General features: G+C 45.8%; 17 protein-coding genes. 13 read left to right on the top strand and 4 right to left on the bottom strand.

Features of this window, described 5'->3' with window-relative positions:
- The first annotated feature begins 164 nt into the window (after positions 1-164).
- Positions 165-311: a photosystem I protein PsaX gene (locus QT984_RS21010; RefSeq protein WP_333212667.1), complete on the top strand. Its 147-nt coding sequence runs from the start codon at positions 165-167 to the stop codon at positions 309-311.
- 364 nt (positions 312-675) lie between these two features.
- On the opposite strand, the gene QT984_RS21015 is transcribed toward QT984_RS21010, so the two are convergent.
- On the bottom strand, positions 676-1,041 hold the full coding sequence (locus QT984_RS21015) for a hypothetical protein (protein ID WP_333056824.1): 366 nt from the start codon (positions 1,039-1,041) through the stop codon (positions 676-678).
- Positions 1,042-1,119: 78 nt separating this feature from the next.
- Between QT984_RS21015 and QT984_RS21020 the strand changes: the two genes are divergently transcribed.
- The gene (locus tag QT984_RS21020; RefSeq protein ID WP_333056825.1) at positions 1,120-1,713 is read left to right on the top strand and encodes a DJ-1/PfpI family protein; all 594 of its coding nucleotides are present in this window, start codon (positions 1,120-1,122) and stop codon (positions 1,711-1,713) included.
- A gap of 153 nt (positions 1,714-1,866) precedes the next feature.
- Here QT984_RS21020 and QT984_RS21025 read toward each other — a convergent pair whose 3' ends face one another.
- Entirely contained in the window at positions 1,867-2,757 is an 891-nt protein-coding gene (locus tag QT984_RS21025; protein WP_333056827.1) for a sugar ABC transporter permease, read from the bottom strand.
- A 59-nt stretch (positions 2,758-2,816) separates the two neighbouring features.
- On the opposite strand from QT984_RS21025, the gene QT984_RS21030 reads away from it, so the two are divergent.
- From QT984_RS21030 to QT984_RS21045, 4 genes are all read left to right on the top strand, one after another.
- Positions 2,817-3,392, top strand: coding sequence for a GNAT family protein (locus tag QT984_RS21030; RefSeq protein WP_333234221.1), 576 nt, complete (start codon positions 2,817-2,819; stop codon positions 3,390-3,392).
- A 438-nt stretch (positions 3,393-3,830) separates the two neighbouring features.
- Positions 3,831-4,502, top strand: coding sequence for a phosphoribosylglycinamide formyltransferase (purN, locus tag QT984_RS21035; RefSeq protein WP_333056829.1), 672 nt, complete (start codon positions 3,831-3,833; stop codon positions 4,500-4,502).
- On the top strand, positions 4,495-4,644 hold the full coding sequence (locus QT984_RS21040) for a hypothetical protein (protein WP_333056830.1): 150 nt from the start codon (positions 4,495-4,497) through the stop codon (positions 4,642-4,644). The genes purN and QT984_RS21040 overlap by 8 nt, the downstream gene beginning before the upstream one ends.
- 353 nt (positions 4,645-4,997) lie before the next feature.
- Complete coding sequence (locus QT984_RS21045) at positions 4,998-6,032, top strand: class I SAM-dependent methyltransferase (protein WP_333374874.1); 1,035 nt, start codon at positions 4,998-5,000, stop codon at positions 6,030-6,032.
- 398 nt (positions 6,033-6,430) lie between these two features.
- Here QT984_RS21045 and rlmN read toward each other — a convergent pair whose 3' ends face one another.
- Positions 6,431-7,546, bottom strand: a complete 1,116-nt coding sequence (rlmN, locus tag QT984_RS21050; protein WP_333374876.1) for a 23S rRNA (adenine(2503)-C(2))-methyltransferase RlmN — start codon at positions 7,544-7,546, stop codon at positions 6,431-6,433.
- A gap of 368 nt (positions 7,547-7,914) precedes the next feature.
- Between rlmN and lgt the strand changes: the two genes are divergently transcribed.
- The 4 genes from lgt (at position 7,915) to QT984_RS21070 (ending at position 11,298) form a co-directional block, all read left to right on the top strand.
- Positions 7,915-8,808 carry a prolipoprotein diacylglyceryl transferase gene (lgt, locus tag QT984_RS21055; protein WP_333263147.1) on the top strand — a complete coding sequence of 298 codons (894 nt, stop codon included), beginning with the start codon at positions 7,915-7,917 and terminating at the stop codon, positions 8,806-8,808.
- A gap of 120 nt (positions 8,809-8,928) precedes the next feature.
- Positions 8,929-9,717, top strand: a complete 789-nt coding sequence (gene cobM, locus QT984_RS21060) for a precorrin-4 C(11)-methyltransferase (RefSeq protein WP_333212657.1) — start codon at positions 8,929-8,931, stop codon at positions 9,715-9,717.
- 109 nt (positions 9,718-9,826) lie between these two features.
- Positions 9,827-10,663, top strand: a complete 837-nt coding sequence (locus QT984_RS21065; RefSeq protein WP_333056839.1) for a dienelactone hydrolase family protein — start codon at positions 9,827-9,829, stop codon at positions 10,661-10,663.
- A gap of 152 nt (positions 10,664-10,815) precedes the next feature.
- Positions 10,816-11,298 (top strand): flavin reductase family protein, encoded by a 483-nt coding sequence (locus QT984_RS21070; RefSeq protein WP_333056840.1) that lies wholly within the window; start codon positions 10,816-10,818, stop codon positions 11,296-11,298.
- A 417-nt stretch (positions 11,299-11,715) separates the two neighbouring features.
- On the opposite strand, the gene QT984_RS21075 is transcribed toward QT984_RS21070, so the two are convergent.
- Positions 11,716-12,234: a pyroglutamyl-peptidase I family protein gene (locus QT984_RS21075; protein WP_333211881.1), complete on the bottom strand. Its 519-nt coding sequence runs from the start codon at positions 12,232-12,234 to the stop codon at positions 11,716-11,718.
- Between the two features lie 46 nt (positions 12,235-12,280).
- On the opposite strand from QT984_RS21075, the gene hisH reads away from it, so the two are divergent.
- The 3 genes from hisH to glmM all read left to right on the top strand — a co-directional run bounded on the left by hisH (position 12,281) and on the right by glmM (position 15,602).
- Complete coding sequence (hisH, locus tag QT984_RS21080; RefSeq protein WP_333056843.1) at positions 12,281-12,916, top strand: imidazole glycerol phosphate synthase subunit HisH; 636 nt, start codon at positions 12,281-12,283, stop codon at positions 12,914-12,916.
- A 156-nt stretch (positions 12,917-13,072) separates the two neighbouring features.
- The gene (gene rsmD, locus QT984_RS21085) at positions 13,073-13,615 is read left to right on the top strand and encodes a 16S rRNA (guanine(966)-N(2))-methyltransferase RsmD (RefSeq protein WP_333233887.1); all 543 of its coding nucleotides are present in this window, start codon (positions 13,073-13,075) and stop codon (positions 13,613-13,615) included.
- A 526-nt stretch (positions 13,616-14,141) separates the two neighbouring features.
- Positions 14,142-15,602 carry a phosphoglucosamine mutase gene (glmM, locus tag QT984_RS21090; protein ID WP_333056904.1) on the top strand — a complete coding sequence of 487 codons (1,461 nt, stop codon included), beginning with the start codon at positions 14,142-14,144 and terminating at the stop codon, positions 15,600-15,602.
- Positions 15,603-15,667 lie beyond the last annotated feature (65 nt).

Genomic DNA, 15,667 nt, shown 5'->3' on the forward strand with positions numbered 1-15,667 from the left:
ACTGCCGCAAGGATAGATAGTTTTAAGGTATGTCGCAGAACCAAGAATCCCCTCGCCTTCAGGCAGGGGAGTGTCAAAAAAAATAACTCTAGAGGATTGTGCATAAGTGCGACGCTCTCTGGTATTTGTAAAGAGAGTGACATTATCAATTAGGAGCTTTACCTATGCCAGAGATAGCGAAGAACCAATTAAAATCCGACTCCGTGATGAAAACGGGCAAATTCCCTTACACATTTCGCGCAGGCTGGTTTCTGTTGTTGTTAGCCATCAATTTTGTGGTTGCAGCCTATTATTTCCATATCATTGAATAGTTCTGCAAGTTAACTTTTAGCAGACCCTGCTGTTCTCGACCTCAACGTCGGAGAATGGGAGAGAAGGAGAGGGGAGAGGCAGAGAGTTTTGAGTTTTGAGTTGGGGATAATATGACTTCATCCTTCTAACTAATGACTACTGACTTCTTCCCTCTTCCCTTGAACCTCTTCCTTCTGACTAATGACCAATGACCAATGACTAATGACCGAAAGCATCCAGAATACCCGCCACGTGATTCATCCGTGGAAAAATAAAAAATGTGTATCCGATGAAACTTGCCGAACGTATTTATCTCGCGCAAGTCAATGCTTCAATTCTAAAATCTAAAATCTAAAATCTAAAATCTAAAATCGATTGACTTCTCTAGCGATTTCTCGACGCTTCTAGCTTTGACAAGCGCTCTTGAATTTTAATAACATCTTGCTTAGTTTCAATTGCCAAAGTTGCTAAATTGTCAAACATCGGGTCTCCCGACAGCGGTCTAGGATTTGTGCGACCAGAACCGGAAGGGGCAGGAGACTGAGGCCTGTTAACTCTCGAACCTTGGTTCTGCAAGCTGTAGATTTGTCCCCTGAGTTCAGAAATTTGCCTTTCTAATTGAGTAATGCGAAATTCTAATTGGCTTGTGGATTGAGCGGGCGTGACAATTGGCGCAACAGCAATTGCTAAGGCGCAAGCCAGACATAAAAGACAGATTGTTACGGCGCGATGGCGGATATTTTTCGGCATAGCTTTAATAATTTAAATTATACCTGTTCTACGATAACAAATCGCCGAGATTTTTTGCCTCTATCAGAAGTAGGTCTTATGGCAACTAGGAAGGTAGCTATTTTAATATTCGATGATGTGGAGGTACTGGACTTTGCAGGCCCTTTTGAAGTGTTTTCGGTGACATCAGAATTAAGTAAGGGCGAGCGACCTTTTGCAGTCTCTACCGTAGCCGAACATCCCGGTGCTGTCAAAACCCGCAATGGTTTGAGTGTAAATCCCGACTGCACCATTTCCGATTGTCCGCCACCGGATATTTTAATTGTACCGGGAGGACAAGGTACTAGAAAGTTAATCGATAATTCAGCAGTTATTAACTGGATAAAAGATTGTGCCCGAACAGCAGAATTAGTGCTTTCTGTCTGTACGGGTTCGCTGCTTTTGGCAAAAGCTGGTTTGTTGGAAGGTTTGGCAGCAACTACCCACCATCAAGCATTGGATTTATTGAAAGAATTAGCGCCCAACACAACTATTATCGAAAATCAGCGATTTGTAGATAACGGCAAAATCATCACTTCTGGGGGAATTGCTGCGGGAATTGATATGTCTCTGCACGTTGTCGGCAAACTTTTGGGTACAGCACAAGCTCAACAAACAGCAGAGTACATGGAATATAAAATTGGGAATGGGTAATTGGGCATTGGGCATCGGGCATTGGGCATCGGGCATTGGGCATTGTTAATTGTATAATTTGCGCGTTGGGGCGGGTTTTACCAACCATAATTGCCTACAACAAACAATTCGGTAAACCCGCCCCGCCCCACCCATACACTGCCGGATGTGATATCAAGTATCTTCGCCCCAAACTTTTAGTTGTAAATAGACTAATAGCAAAGCTACAGCCATCAGGAAAGTTGCCGCTGCGGCTGCATAGCCAAAATCAAATTGCGAAAAAGCTTGCTCGTAAATATAATAAACTAGCAAATTAGTAGAGTTTAAAGGGCCGCCGCCGGTGATGACGTAAACTTGCTCGAAACTCCGCAGAGTAAAAATAGCAGTAGTGACAGTAGCAAATACTAAAGTCGGCCGCAAACCGGGTAAAGTGATGTACAAAAATTGCTGCCAAGCATTAGCTCCATCCAATTCTGCGGCTTCGTAACGATTTACCGGAATTGCTTGCAATCCTGCTAAAAATACTACCATATTAAAGCCTAATTGTTTCCAAACACTGAGCAGAATGATCACAGGCATTGCCCAAACTGTGCTGCTAAGCCAAGGAATTGGATTTAAGCCGATCGCCATTAACACACTATTCACCGGGCCTTCGGTTTGAAACAACCACCGCCAACCCAGGCCAACTGCAACTAAAGAGGTAATCGAAGGAATAAAATAAGCGGTGCGGAGAGCTCCTCGCCAAGCAAACGAGCGATTTAGCAAAACTGCTAAGCCCAATGGAATCACTAAACTGGGAATGACTGTTGCAGTAGTAAAATAGAGCGTATTTTGGAGGATTTGCCAGAAATCCGGGTTTGTGACTAGACGCCAGTAGTTGTTGAAGCCAATCCAACGCAATCCCGACTGGGTAAAGCTGCCGCTGGTAAAGCTGAGGTAAAATAAATAGGCGATCGGCCAAATCAAAAAAGTACCCAGAAACAGCAAAGCTGGGGCCAGAAAAGTCCAAGCTGCGATCGCATCATTATCCAACCAGTTAAAACGCCCAAATTTAATCTGAACCATTGGCTTGTAAATTTTAGCTTTTAGTTTTAAATGGTATCACAATATAGGTCAATCTAAAAATGAACCTTCTCGATATATTAGCTCATTTACCCACTATAGAAACTGAAAGGCTCCTGCTCCGAAAAATTACCTTAAACGATGCCAGCGATATGTTTGAGTATGCCTCAAATCCCGAAGTATCACAATACACAATGTGGTCAACTCACACCTCGCTCGAAGACACTAAATACTTTCTCAGGTCACTTACAAAAATGTACAAAAGACGAGAGCTTGTAGATTGGGGAATTGTCCACAAAGTCGAGAAAAAGTTTATCGGAACTTGCGGATTTGTCGAATGGAGCATGACGCACAGCCGCGCGGAAATTGGCTACGCACTTTCTAGGAGCTATTGGGGCGAAGGATACATGAGCGAGGCTGTTAATGCAGTGATTGAATTCGGCTTTCGGGAGATGTTGCTGAATCGAATTATGGCTCGATGTGAAGTTAACAATATTGCTTCCGCGCGGGTGATGGAAAAAGTGGGGATGCAATTGGAAGGGGTATTGCGACAGCACCTATTTGTGAAAGACAGATATTGGGATCTAAAACTTTATTCGATTCTCAGGGAAGAGTTTTTTGAGAATATTGTAGAATAGGGTTGAATCAGTAAGTCAATCAATTTTAGATTTTAGATTTTAGATTTTAGATTTTAGAATTGAAGCATTGACCTCACGGATAAATTCGGGGGCTGGTTTATCGGATACAGGTTTTTTATTTCTCCGTCCTGAGTCTGCTTTCGGAATGAATCCGGAGGCTTGTATCCTGGATGCTTTCGGTCAGGGAAAAAAAATAATATACTTAGGACTTACGCAATATCTCCATGTAGAGTGCGCCGAAACAAACCTTACCCTTTACCTCTATAGTAGAATACGAGTGAATAGTTTTTATCTTTATGACCAAGAATTTCTTCATGTGGTACCCGCCACGTGATTTATCCGTGGAATCAATCCAAAATCTAAAATCTAAAATCCTCACGCCCCGAATTTATCTCGCGCAAGTCAATCCAAAATCTAAAATCTAAAATCTAAAATCGAATGACCGCTAATCCAGTATCTGTTAATTCCAATGCCTGCCTGATTTCTCCTGAGATTGGCAAAAGTTCTATCGATCCGGCTCATCCTCCATTAAAATTAGGAGTTTTAGCATCAGGAAGCGGCAGCAACTTTGAGGTAATTGCCCAAGCCATCCAAAACCAACAACTCAACGCTCAAATCCCAGTATTAATTTACAACAACCCCGAAGCCAAAGCCGCAGCCAGAGCAGAAAAATACGGCATTCCCTCGATTCTTCTCAATCACCGCGACTGCAAAAGTCGCGAAGAATTAGATACAAAAATTGTCAAAACTTTTCAAGAATATGATGTAGAATGGGTAGTGATGGCTGGTTGGATGCGAATTGTTACCGAAGTTTTATTTGATGCTTTTCCCGATCGCGTTATTAACATTCACCCCAGCTTACTGCCGAGTTTCCCAGGAATTCGCGCCGTCGAGCAAGCACTGGCCGCTAAGGTTAAAATCACCGGATGTACGGTGCATATCGCCCGTTTGGAAGTAGACAGCGGGCCGATTTTAATGCAGGCTGCGGTGCCCGTATTGCCTGATGATACCGCAGAAACGCTGCACGCGAGAATTCAGGTGCAAGAGCACAAGATTATGCTCGGTGCGATCGCACTTATTGCCGAATCTAATCAAAAATATTGTGACTAAAAACCTTACCAGTGCCGCATCTATCCCCAAATTGCCCGTGGGCGAATCACCCGAAACAGGCCCGCCGCTGACTCCGCCCAAAAACGGAGAGTTGCGAATGACTTACAGCATATTCCATTTATATGTGGTACACATAATCTGATGGCCCGCTGTTTGGTGCGTCGCCACCCGTCAATCTGTAAGTTACAGCACTTTCCAGGTAAGTGAAGTACAGAGAAACCGGGTTTCTTGAATAAAACCGGTTTCTGGCGAGAAATCCAGAAGAAACCCGGTTTCTGGGGTGTACTTTATAAACCTGGAATCCGCTGTATATCCAATATCTCGTAGCGACGCACCCTACAGATTAACAGCACACAATTAAGGTTTCTACTGTACTTCATAAACCACCGAATATGCTGTAAGTGCTGCAAAGATCAAAATTTTAGAGTCTTGTTCTAGGTTCCCGATTCAATGCGAGAGTCAATCTAAAATCTAAAATCTAAAATCTAAAATCGAATGATAGACTCGAATCGCCTGAAATTAATTCTCAAAGAAAGGCTCAAAAAAAGCATCGGCCTCAAGGGAGAATTCTATCTGCCTTGCTTGCCATCGATGCTAGACGACTATCTTAAATTACTGTCAGACTTCTTAAACATCCTCGGACAAAACATCGACGCTGCCCAAGCTGAAAACTTGCGAACATTAATCGCCAACGCCTTAGCAGAAGGATTCAAAAATTCCCCCCACGCTAATCTCATAGTCTCCTATTTTCCCGCCAATTCCCAAAGCGGTTTAGCCGGCGGCATTACTCTGAATACCAAGATTCAAATCGAATCAATGGCCCAGAAATATCATAGCTGGCCGGATATTCGCCCCGAACCTTTATTCGGCAGCCATCCCGATGCCAAAGTCATCGCCATTGCCGCCGAATTAGGCGAACCGGGAAAAGCACCTATTTTAGATGTCGGTGCGGGCCCAGGGCGCAATAGTTTGCCTTTAGCAAGGTTAGGTCATTCCGTGGATGCGATCGAACTAACACCGATATTTGCCGAGAAACTATCAGCAGCAGCCACCGCCGAAAACTTGCCGATAAATGTCACCCAAGGCGACGTTTTAGACCCATTATTGAGGATGAAAACTTATCGTTACAAATTAGCCATTGCTACCGAAGTTCTCTCTCATTTCCGCTACCCCGAACAAATTCGTCTTTTCCTCGGCAAAATGTCCGATGCCGTGTTAAGTGGCGGGTTTATCTTATTCAGCACTTTCTTAGCTGTAGATGGGTACGAACCCGACGAGATAGCAAAACAAATGTCTGAATTGTGTTGGTCTTATCTGATTACCAGAGAAGAATTGCAAGCAGCAATAGAGGGTTTGCCGTTAGAAATTATTTCTGATGAATCTGTGATTGAATACGAACAAAAACATTTGCCTGAGTCGGCGTGGCCGCCGACACCTTGGTTTGTCAGTTGGGCTAGCGGGCGAGATTTATTTCCTGTGCAAGAAACACCGCCGTTAGAGTTGCGGTGGATACTTGTTAAACGCTTGTAGAGAGTTAGTATGGTGCGTCAATCGATTTTAGATTTTAGATTTTAGATTTTAGATTTTAGATTTTAGATTTTAGAATCGAAGCATTGACCCCACGGATAAATTCGGGGGTTCCTTTATCGGATACAGGTTTTTTATTTCTGGACGGATGAATCCAGGGGCTTGTATCCTGGATGCTTTCGGTCACAATATAGTTTATCGATGATTGATAAAATAACGTGGTCTAACTCAGATATTGCACCATTCTTAAGAACAGGCAAGATGCCTGTTCCACACAGATGGAGTTTTCTTCTTGTGGGGAGTAGGGGTTGGGCATCCTGCCCGCCTGCAAAAGGCTAGTTGAGAATGGTGGAACATCTCAGATATAACCCACCATACAACAAATTTTAGCGGTTAAAAACCTAAGCCTCCACCTCGGATGCCCGCAATTGTCCGCAGGCTGCATCTGCTTCTAAGCCGCGAGAATACCGCACGCTAACTGCAATTTTCTTTTCCTTCAAAACCGACACAAAACTGTTAATTCGATTGGGAGTCGGTCGCTGATATTCAGCTTCCTGAATCGGATTGTAAGGAATCAAATTGACGTGACACTGAAAACCGCGCAAGTGAGTTGCTAACTCGGCTGCGTGTTCCGGTAAGTCATTCACACCTGCTAAAAGTACGTATTCAAAACTCAATCTACGCCCAGTCGATCGCACATATTCCCGACATTCTGCGATTAACTCACCCAAAGGATAAGGGCGGGCGCTAGGAATTAACTCTTCGCGCAATCTTTGATTGGAAGCGTGGAGGCTGACGGCGAGGGTAACTTGCAGTTGATGTTCGGCTAGTTGGCTGATGCGATTGCGAATTCCTACTGTGGAAATGGTGATGTTTCGCTGTCCAATTCCTACATCTTGATTCAAACACTTGACAGCAGCTACAACATTATCGAAATTCAGCAGGGGTTCGCCCATTCCCATAAATACGATGTGGCTGACTCGGCGGCCAAAATCTTGCTGTACAGTCAAGACTTGATCGACGATTTCGTGTTTTTCTAAATTGCGCTTGAAACCGCCTTTTCCGGTAGCGCAAAAGTCGCAGCCCATCGCGCAGCCAACTTGGGCTGAGACGCACACAGTCAGCCGTTTATCGGTGGGAATGCCTACGGTTTCAATGATTTGACCGTCTGCCAATTTTAAGAGATACTTTACCGTGGCGTCTGGTGCGACCGATCGATAGTGAATGGTCGATCGCCCGATCGGGATTTTAGCAACAGTCTCGCGCCACTGCTTCGAGAATACAGAAATGTCAGAGATCGATCGCGCACCTCTCTCATAAATCCACTGGTACAACTGCTTTCCCCGATAAGCAGGCTGCCCGTTTTGCTGCACCCACTCCGTTAACTCAGCCAAACTCGCCCCCAACAGAGGTGGAATTTTACCCGACTCAACAGCCAAAGCAGCAGTCTTGCGAGACTGATTCGCACCCTTGGAATTACCAGAAGAGTACACCTGAGAAACGGAAGTAGGAGACATAGGTCATTAGAAAATTTAAAGCCATCCTCCATATTAAAACTTCTCGACCAAAACTGCCGTTAATCCTCAAAAAGGCACTTATGTAAAAGGCAGAAGGCGGAATCTCGATCCCCCTAAATCCCCCTTAAGAAGGGGGACTTTAAGAATAATCCGGTTCCCCCCCTTAAAAAAAGGGGGTTAGGGGGCTCTTATTGTGGATTCACAAAAAAACTCTAGACAGCAATCTTCCAAATCAAGAATTCAGTTAATATTTGGTAAAATTCTCCAAATATTGCGTGTAAATGACCGCCGCCACCTAAAATAAACTCTGGAGTTTGTTAAAGGGTATGCAAATTTGACAGCTTTCCATCACAATTAATGCAAATTTTATGGTGTTAAATATTCTTGCGCTGCCTTTAGCGTTTCAATTTACATCGCCGGGCCCAATTATCTTTCAACTTGGCCCCGCAGCCATTCGCTGGTACGGGCTGTTGATAGCTTCTGCCGTCTTGATTGGGGTCAGTCTCTCCCAATACTTGGCCGAAAAGCGCCGCGTCAACCCGGAATTGCTGGGTGATTTGGCAATTTGGCTGGTTTTGGGCGCTATTCCCTGCGCTCGAATTTATTACGTGGCTTTCGAGTGGCCGCAATACGCCCAGAGGCCTGAAGATATTATTGCGATTTGGAAAGGCGGAATTGCCATTCACGGGGCGATTTTGGGGGGCACGATCGCAGCTTTAATTTTTGCAAAAATCCAGCGAGTTTCTTTTTGGCAATTGGCAGATTTAATCGCGCCTTCGGCAATTCTCGGTCAGGCGATCGGACGCTGGGGAAATTTCTTTAACTCCGAAGCTTTTGGCAGTCCTACGGATTTGCCTTGGAAACTCTATATTCCGCCAAACAGCCGCCCGCCAGCCTACGCTAATTTTGAATATTTCCACCCCACATTTCTATACGAATCCTTATGGAATTTGGCAGTATTTGGGTTACTTCTGAGTTTGTTTTTCCGCGATTTGCAGGGCAAAATTCGTTTGAAAATTGGTGCTTTGTTTTTGGTTTATATCGCAGCTTACAGTTCCGGTAGAGTCTGGATTGAAGGGTTGCGGACTGATAGTTTGATGTTCGGGCCGCTGCGGACGGCACAGATGGTAAGCTTGACTGGGATGATTTTAGGGTTGGGCGGTTTGGCTTGGCTTTATTTGCTCGATCGACCTTTACCCGATGTTGTCTCCCCCAATAGCGATCGGGCAAAGATCACTCCGAAATTGCCAGAGGATCAATAAAAAACCCCAGAGAGGTTAGTCTCTAGGGTTCAAAACCAGGGTGCATCTACCATCTATTACTTCCAACCAAAATAGGTACATCCGGAAGCGTCCGTAAATTTAGCAAATTTTTTAGCAGCCATGAGTTTGACAGAGATTGAAGCCCTAATTCCAGGGGTATACATTGTAGGTGCAGGCCCGGGAGACCCGGATTTGTTGACTGTTAAGGCTCAAAAATTACTGGCTGCAGCCGATGTCATATTATTTGCTGATTCGCTAGTCCCAGAGCAAATTTTGCAGGGGGTGCGCGCAGATGCTGAAGCGATCCAAACTGCGGATAAGACCCTCGAAGAGATTGTACCTTTGATGGTGGAGCGAGTGCGCGACGGAAAAAGCGTCGTCCGCCTCCATTCCGGCGATCCCTGTCTCTACGGGGCTGTGGGCGAACAAATGCAAGCTTTGGCCTCCGAGGGAATTGCTTTTGAGGTAATCCCAGGAATTAGCGCTTTCCAACTTGCGGCGGCTAAACTTAAAATTGAGTTGACAGTTCCGGGAGTTGTGCAGACAATTATTTTGACGCGAATTAGCGGCAGAACCGAAGTACCAGATCGCGAAGAATTGGCGAGTTTAGCGGCTCATCAAGCGAGTTTGTGCCTGTATTTGAGCGCCCGCCATGTCGAACAAGCTCAAGCTAAATTGATGGAACATTACCCATCTGATTTGCCTGTAGCGATTTGTTATCGGTTGGGCTGGCCCGATGAAAAAATTGTGCTAGTTCCCCTTGACAAAATGGCCGTTGCTACGCGCGAAAATAATTTGATCAGAACGACAATGTATGTGATTAGTCCGGCGTTGGGAAAATCGGCAGAAGGGCGATCGCGCTTGTACCATCCAGAGCACGATCGGCTGTTCCGACCATCGAAGGAATAAGCAAGAAGGCACGACACGGATTTTGACACGGATACACGGATAGCTGTTTTTTTCCTTCTGACTTCTGACTTCAATATCCCAATAACCAATAACCAATAACCAATAACCAATGAAAGACTTAACTCGCAGACAATTTATCGCTGTCACCGCATTAAGCGCCGGATTTGCCTTAGCAGTTCATCCTATTGCGGCTGCCGTTATCAATACCGATGCTGCTGGTTTAATAGCAGGTGAGGTGAAAATTCCGGTAAAAGAAGGCTCAATTCCAGCCTACAGAGCAATGCCTGCTACTGGTAACAATTTCCCCGTGGTTCTAGTAATTCAAGAAATCTTCGGAGTTCACGCCCACATTCAAGATATTTGCCGCCGTTTTGCCAAATTAGGTTATTTAGCGATCGCCCCAGAAATGTTTGCCCGTCAAGGTGATGTTTCTAAAATGACCGACATTCAAGAAATTAGGAGTAAAGTTGTCTCGAAAGTTCCTGACGAGCAAGTTATGTCCGATTTAGATGCAACCGTAGAGTGGGCACAAAAATCAGGAAAAGGCAATATTAATAAGTTGGGAATTACAGGATTTTGCTGGGGTGGCAGAATTGTTTGGCTGTACTCTTCCCATAACCCGAAAGTCAAAGCTGGAGTGGCTTGGTACGGGCGTTTGGTTGGCGATTCTACGGCTTTAACTCCCAAACAGCCGATCGACATTGCAGCAACTTTGAAAGTGCCTGTATTGGGGCTTTACGGTGGCAAAGACGAGGGAATTCCCAACGATACAGTAGAGAAAATGCAGGAAGTTCTCAAAACTGGTAGCAGCGGTTCCGAAATTGTGCTTTATCCAGATGCGCCCCACGCTTTTAACGCTGACTATCGCCCCAGTTACCGGGAAAAAGAAGCTAAGGATGCTTGGAAACGGATGCAAGATTGGTTTAAAAAGTATGGAGTTTCTTGATAGTTTTGAGTTGTTAATTTTCACTTAAAACTGGTGTCAAGTTTGGGATCGAAAAAGGCAATATTAGCGAATAGCCCTTAAGACAGGTGGGTTTGTGGGCCCGACATTGGTAAACTGAGCGGTGTAGAATTATCGATCGAACAGGTAAGCCCGTGCTAGACGAACAAGCTAAAAAGACCATCTTGCGGAAAATCCCTCACGGATTGTACATCTGCGGTGTCAAAGACGGGGAGGAAGTCAACGGTTTCACCGCTAGCTGGGTGATGCAATCTTCTTTTACCCCTCCCTTAGTTGTCAACTGCGTCAAGCAAGACTCCAAATCCCACGCCATGATCAAAGCCAGCGGTGTCTTTGCTTTGAGTTTCCTAGAAGCAGGGCAAAAAGAGTTAGCCCAGAAATTCTTCAAGCAGCAGCGCCGCGTTGGCAATAAATTTGAGGATGTAGAATTTTATCCCGGCGCGGAAACTGGTTGTCCGATTATCTCGGATTCTCTGGGTTACATCGAGTGCAAAGTTGTCGGCGCTGTGGAACACGGGGATCACACGGTTTATGTGGGAGAAGTTTTGGCAGCCGGCGTCCACCGAGAGGGGAATCCGTTGCTGCTAGAAAGCACCGGTTGGAATTACGGCGGCTAAAGACTTGGCAGTTGCTAGTTTCGCACTCCATCTCAGAAACCGGGTTTCTACGAGTTTTGGCGATGAATAACGAGAAATCTTCGTAGAAACCCGGTTTCTCGCCCCTGCGCTCAATCTCAGAAACCGGGTTTGTATAAGTTTTTGCGCTAAGTTTGTAGGGTGCGTCGCTTGCTATATCTTGGATAGAAATTGCAGATGTTTGATGGCGACGCACCTTACACTTGATATCGGCCGCGATCGTGTTTACCACATATACATGGAATATGCTGTATACCCAGAAACCCGGTTTCTAGTCTCTGCGTGTAGTTAAGGATCGCGAATTAAATAACTTACAATTTTAATTGTTATTGTGGGATGGGCGTCCCGCCCGTCCTTTTTGGACGGGCGGGACGCCCATCCCAATTTCAAGAGTGGAAGTTATTTAATTCTCATTCCTAAGCGGCGTATAATTAATAAAAAATCGGCGACAATTTTGTCGGCATTTTCTTCTGTCAAAATTGGTACGTGTACGAAAATACATTTAGCGGGTATTTGAGAATCGCAAATATGTTTTAAAACCGCATAATATAGGGCTTCACATACAAATTTTCCGGCTTCGTGGCTGATTTCTGTTGCAGCTAAATCAGCGACTAGCGGTTCGAGATTAACTGCTGTTTTCAGAATGTCGCGATCGCAGCAAGCGCAAGATTCTACGGTTAATTTTTGCCGACTTTCGGCCATGCCGCAGCAGATAATAGTGTCGGGTTGGAGTTGGTTGATTTGGGCGATCGCCAAATTCGGTGCTAGCTGGAAATCTACTGGCAGTTTCCTCAAAAAAGTCAGGGAATCAGGCAAAGATTTGATTTGGGAAATCTTGGCTAATAAGTCGTCCGAAGAGTTGGATTTCTGATGGGGAAGCCAAGTATCAAATGAGGTTAGCAGGATTTTCGTAGTCATATTTGTGCAATAATACTGATATTGATCATATAAGGCAAGTAAGTCAATGTCTGTCATTGCAGTAGTGGACTATGACATGGGCAATCTGCACTCGGTCTGTAAAGGCTTGGAAAATGTGGGTGCAGTGCCAAAAATTACAGATTCTCCTGCTATAATCGAGCAGGCTGATGCGGTGGTTTTGCCGGGAGTTGGTTCGTTTGACCCGGCAATGCAGAATTTACGATCGCGCAATTTGATAGAACCGATAAAAAGGGCGATCGCCTCGGGAAAACCTTTTTTAGGCATTTGTTTGGGTTTGCAAATTCTGTTTGAAAGTTCCGAAGAAGGTGTAGAACCGGGATTGGGCGTAATTGCCGGAAAAGTGCGCCGATTTCGGTCGGAACCGGGTTTGACAATTCCCCACATGGGATGGAATCAATTGCAATTAACTCAAGCGGATTTGCCGCTGTGGCAAAATTTACCGTCCGATCCTTGGGTGTATTTCGTGCATTCTTTTTATGTCGATCCAGTTGAGTCGGAAGTGCGATCGGCAATTGTGACTCACGGCAGTCAAAACGTGACGGCGGCTATCGCTAAAGACAATTTGATGGCCGTGCAATTTCACCCGGAAAAGTCTTCGAGTACGGGATTGCAAATGCTGTCAAATTTTGTCAGTCTGGTGAGGGAAAAAGTAGCGGCTTAGGGGATTTGTGCAAAACCCGGTTTGTTGTATAAACCGGGTGTTTATAGTTTTAAATGATATTAGTTTCAATAAATAATGCAACTGTAAGTCTGCACCAAATTCATATTTAGTCAGTCATCCCCAATCTAAAATCTAAAATCTAAAATCTAAAATTGTATGAGCCTGAGAATCAGTGGCAATCGCCAAATCAAAACCCTGCCGGGACTCGCAACTCGCCCTACACCTTCGCGAGTTAGAGAAGCTTTATTTAATATTTGGCAAGGGACGATCGCAGATTGCAGATGGCTTGACATTTGTACCGGCAGTGGTTCGATGGGTGCAGAAGCTTTGTGTCGGCAAGCCGCGAGTGTCACTGGCATCGAACAGTCGGCGAAAGCTTGTGCGATTATCCGCCAAAACTGGGAGCAAGTAGCAGACTCATCCCAAACCTTCCAAATATTGCGGGGAAACGCGACGGCGAAGTTGGCGGCACTAGCGGGGCAGCAGTTCGATCGCATTTACTTCGATCCGCCCTACGCCAGCGACTTGTACGAACCGGTGTTAAACGCGATCGCCAGCCAAGAAATGCTAGCACTCCTCGGCGAAATCGCGATCGAACACAGCCCGGAGCGATCGACACAAGCGATTTCCGGCCTAGAAATTTGCCGCCACAAAGTATACGGCAATACAGCATTAACCTTCTATACCCGCAGTGGCTGACAGGCTCAAACCGCAGCAGCGTCAATCGATTTTAGATTTTAGATTTTAGATTTTAGATTGACTTGCGCGAGACAAATGCTCTTTGTTGAGGATTTTCGAGTTGAGATTTTGGATTGATTCCACGGATAAATCACGTGGCGGGTATCATCAACTCACATCTTGCACCATTCTCAAGAACAGGCTTTCCGGCCTGTTGCACAAAGAGTCGATTTTCTTGTGGAACAGGCCGGAAAGCCTGTTCATAAAAGCTTATTGAGAATGGTGCAAGATATAAGATCGAGAAATTCGCGGTCACGCCTGGAGGCAGAAAGAAACCGGGTTTCCGGGCGTGGGCGCCCCCAGGACTAAAAGTTTTTCCCTTGGATACAATACAAATTTTTCCGATGAAGTTAAGCTTTGTGCGTAGGTTGTCAGAGCAAGTTGCCTCAGCAATTGACGAAATAAATGAAGTTTAGGCTGAAAATAAAGACTTTCAGTTGTAACATGAACCCAAAGTGTGAGTGTGAATATTCCTAAAGGAGTGAATATGGTTCAGACACCTTCGCGCCCTCGTGGCAGCGAGTTTCCGGCTGCTAACTCGGTACAGCCAGTCAAACGCGATACGATTCTGCTGGGAGATAGCCTCCCCCTGCCCAATACCAAACTCTTCGGCACAGACGGCATTCGCGGGAAAGTTGGAGAATTGCTGAATGCACCCCTAGCCCTGCAAGTGGGCTTCTGGGCTGGACAAGTTCTACGCCAAAATTCCCCCAACCAGGGCCCTGTGATTTTGGGACAAGACAGCAGGAATTCCAGCGATATGCTGGCAATGGCACTGTCAGCGGGTTTGACGGCCGCCGGTTTGGAAGTGTGGAATTTGGGATTGTGTCCCACTCCCTGCGTTGCTTATCTGGCAAGCGTTTCGGAGTCGGTCGGCGGAGTGATGATTTCGGCTTCTCACAATCCCCCAGAAGACAACGGCATTAAATTTTTCGGCTCAAACGGATCGAAGCTGTCGCAGCAGTTGCAGGAACAAATCGAAGCGGGAATCCGAGGGGCAAAGGTTCCAATTTCTAGCTTGGGTTGGGGACACCACTACCATCGCTCTGAGTTGGTTAAAGATTATGCCACTTCGCTCTGTGATTCGCTGCAACAGATGAATTTGGAGGGAATGCGGATAGTTTTGGATTTGGCTTGGGGGGCCGCTGCGGGTTTGGCGCCGGCGGTGTTCGCGCAAATGGGGGCGGATGTGATCTGTTTGCACGACTCTCCTGATGGATCTCGCATTAATGTTAACTGCGGTTCTACTCATCTCGACAGTTTGCAAGCGGCGGTTTTGGAACACAATGCCGATTTGGGCTTTGCTTTTGACGGCGATGCTGATCGAGTTTTGGGTGTTGACAACAAAGGTCGAACGATTGACGGCGATTACATTCTTTATCTGTGGGGCCGGCAGTTGCGCGACTCCCAACAGTTACCATCCAATTTAATTATTTCTACTGTAATGGCTAACCTCGGCTTCGAGCGAGCTTGGGAAGAATTGGGGGGCAAACTAACTAGAACCAACGTCGGAGATCAGTACGTTCACGCTGAAATGCAGCGCACTGGTGCGATGTTGGGCGGCGAACAGTCGGGACACATTCTTTGTCCGCATTACGGTATCAGCGGCGACGGTTTGCTGACGGCTTTGCATTTGGCTTCGCTGGTGCGCCAGTCCGGGGAATCTTTGGCACAATTGGTAAGTGGCAGTTTCCAAACTTATCCGCAGTTGTTGCGAAATATTCGGGTGGACGATCGCGAAAAACGCCTGAAATGGCACGAGTGCGAGGCAATGCAAAAGGCGATCGATCGTGCTACAACAGCAATGGGCGAACAGGGACGGGTTTTGGTTCGCGCTTCTGGCACTGAACCGCTAATCCGAGTTATGGTGGAAGCTGCCAGCGCCGAATTGGCTAATTTCTGGACTGAAAATTTAGTTTTAGCCGTTCAGCAACACATCGCTATCTGATGGAAAGGGGGACTTGCTAAAAGTTGTGAATTTTGAGTGTTGAGTTTTGAGTTGAAATCTTTGAA

The sequence above is a fragment of the Microcoleus sp. Z1_B2 genome, from assembly GCF_036700325.1.
Classification (GTDB): domain Bacteria; phylum Cyanobacteriota; class Cyanobacteriia; order Cyanobacteriales; family Microcoleaceae; genus Microcoleus.

Excerpts from the sequence above, each read along its gene's own strand:
- QT984_RS21010 (WP_333212667.1), top strand. The coding sequence starts at position 165 with ATGCCAGAGATAGCGAAGAACCAATTAAAATCCGACTCCGTGATGAAA.
- QT984_RS21015 (WP_333056824.1), bottom strand. The coding sequence starts at position 1,041 with ATGCCGAAAAATATCCGCCATCGCGCCGTAACAATCTGTCTTTTATGT.
- QT984_RS21020 (WP_333056825.1), top strand. The coding sequence starts at position 1,120 with ATGGCAACTAGGAAGGTAGCTATTTTAATATTCGATGATGTGGAGGTA.
- QT984_RS21025 (WP_333056827.1), bottom strand. The coding sequence starts at position 2,757 with ATGGTTCAGATTAAATTTGGGCGTTTTAACTGGTTGGATAATGATGCG.
- QT984_RS21030 (WP_333234221.1), top strand. The coding sequence starts at position 2,817 with ATGAACCTTCTCGATATATTAGCTCATTTACCCACTATAGAAACTGAA.
- purN (WP_333056829.1), top strand. The coding sequence starts at position 3,831 with ATGACCGCTAATCCAGTATCTGTTAATTCCAATGCCTGCCTGATTTCT.
- QT984_RS21045 (WP_333374874.1), top strand. The coding sequence starts at position 4,998 with ATGATAGACTCGAATCGCCTGAAATTAATTCTCAAAGAAAGGCTCAAA.
- rlmN (WP_333374876.1), bottom strand. The coding sequence starts at position 7,546 with ATGTCTCCTACTTCCGTTTCTCAGGTGTACTCTTCTGGTAATTCCAAG.
- lgt (WP_333263147.1), top strand. The coding sequence starts at position 7,915 with ATGGTGTTAAATATTCTTGCGCTGCCTTTAGCGTTTCAATTTACATCG.
- cobM (WP_333212657.1), top strand. The coding sequence starts at position 8,929 with ATGAGTTTGACAGAGATTGAAGCCCTAATTCCAGGGGTATACATTGTA.
- QT984_RS21065 (WP_333056839.1), top strand. The coding sequence starts at position 9,827 with ATGAAAGACTTAACTCGCAGACAATTTATCGCTGTCACCGCATTAAGC.
- QT984_RS21075 (WP_333211881.1), bottom strand. The coding sequence starts at position 12,234 with ATGACTACGAAAATCCTGCTAACCTCATTTGATACTTGGCTTCCCCAT.
- hisH (WP_333056843.1), top strand. The coding sequence starts at position 12,281 with ATGTCTGTCATTGCAGTAGTGGACTATGACATGGGCAATCTGCACTCG.
- rsmD (WP_333233887.1), top strand. The coding sequence starts at position 13,073 with ATGAGCCTGAGAATCAGTGGCAATCGCCAAATCAAAACCCTGCCGGGA.
- glmM (WP_333056904.1), top strand. The coding sequence starts at position 14,142 with ATGGTTCAGACACCTTCGCGCCCTCGTGGCAGCGAGTTTCCGGCTGCT.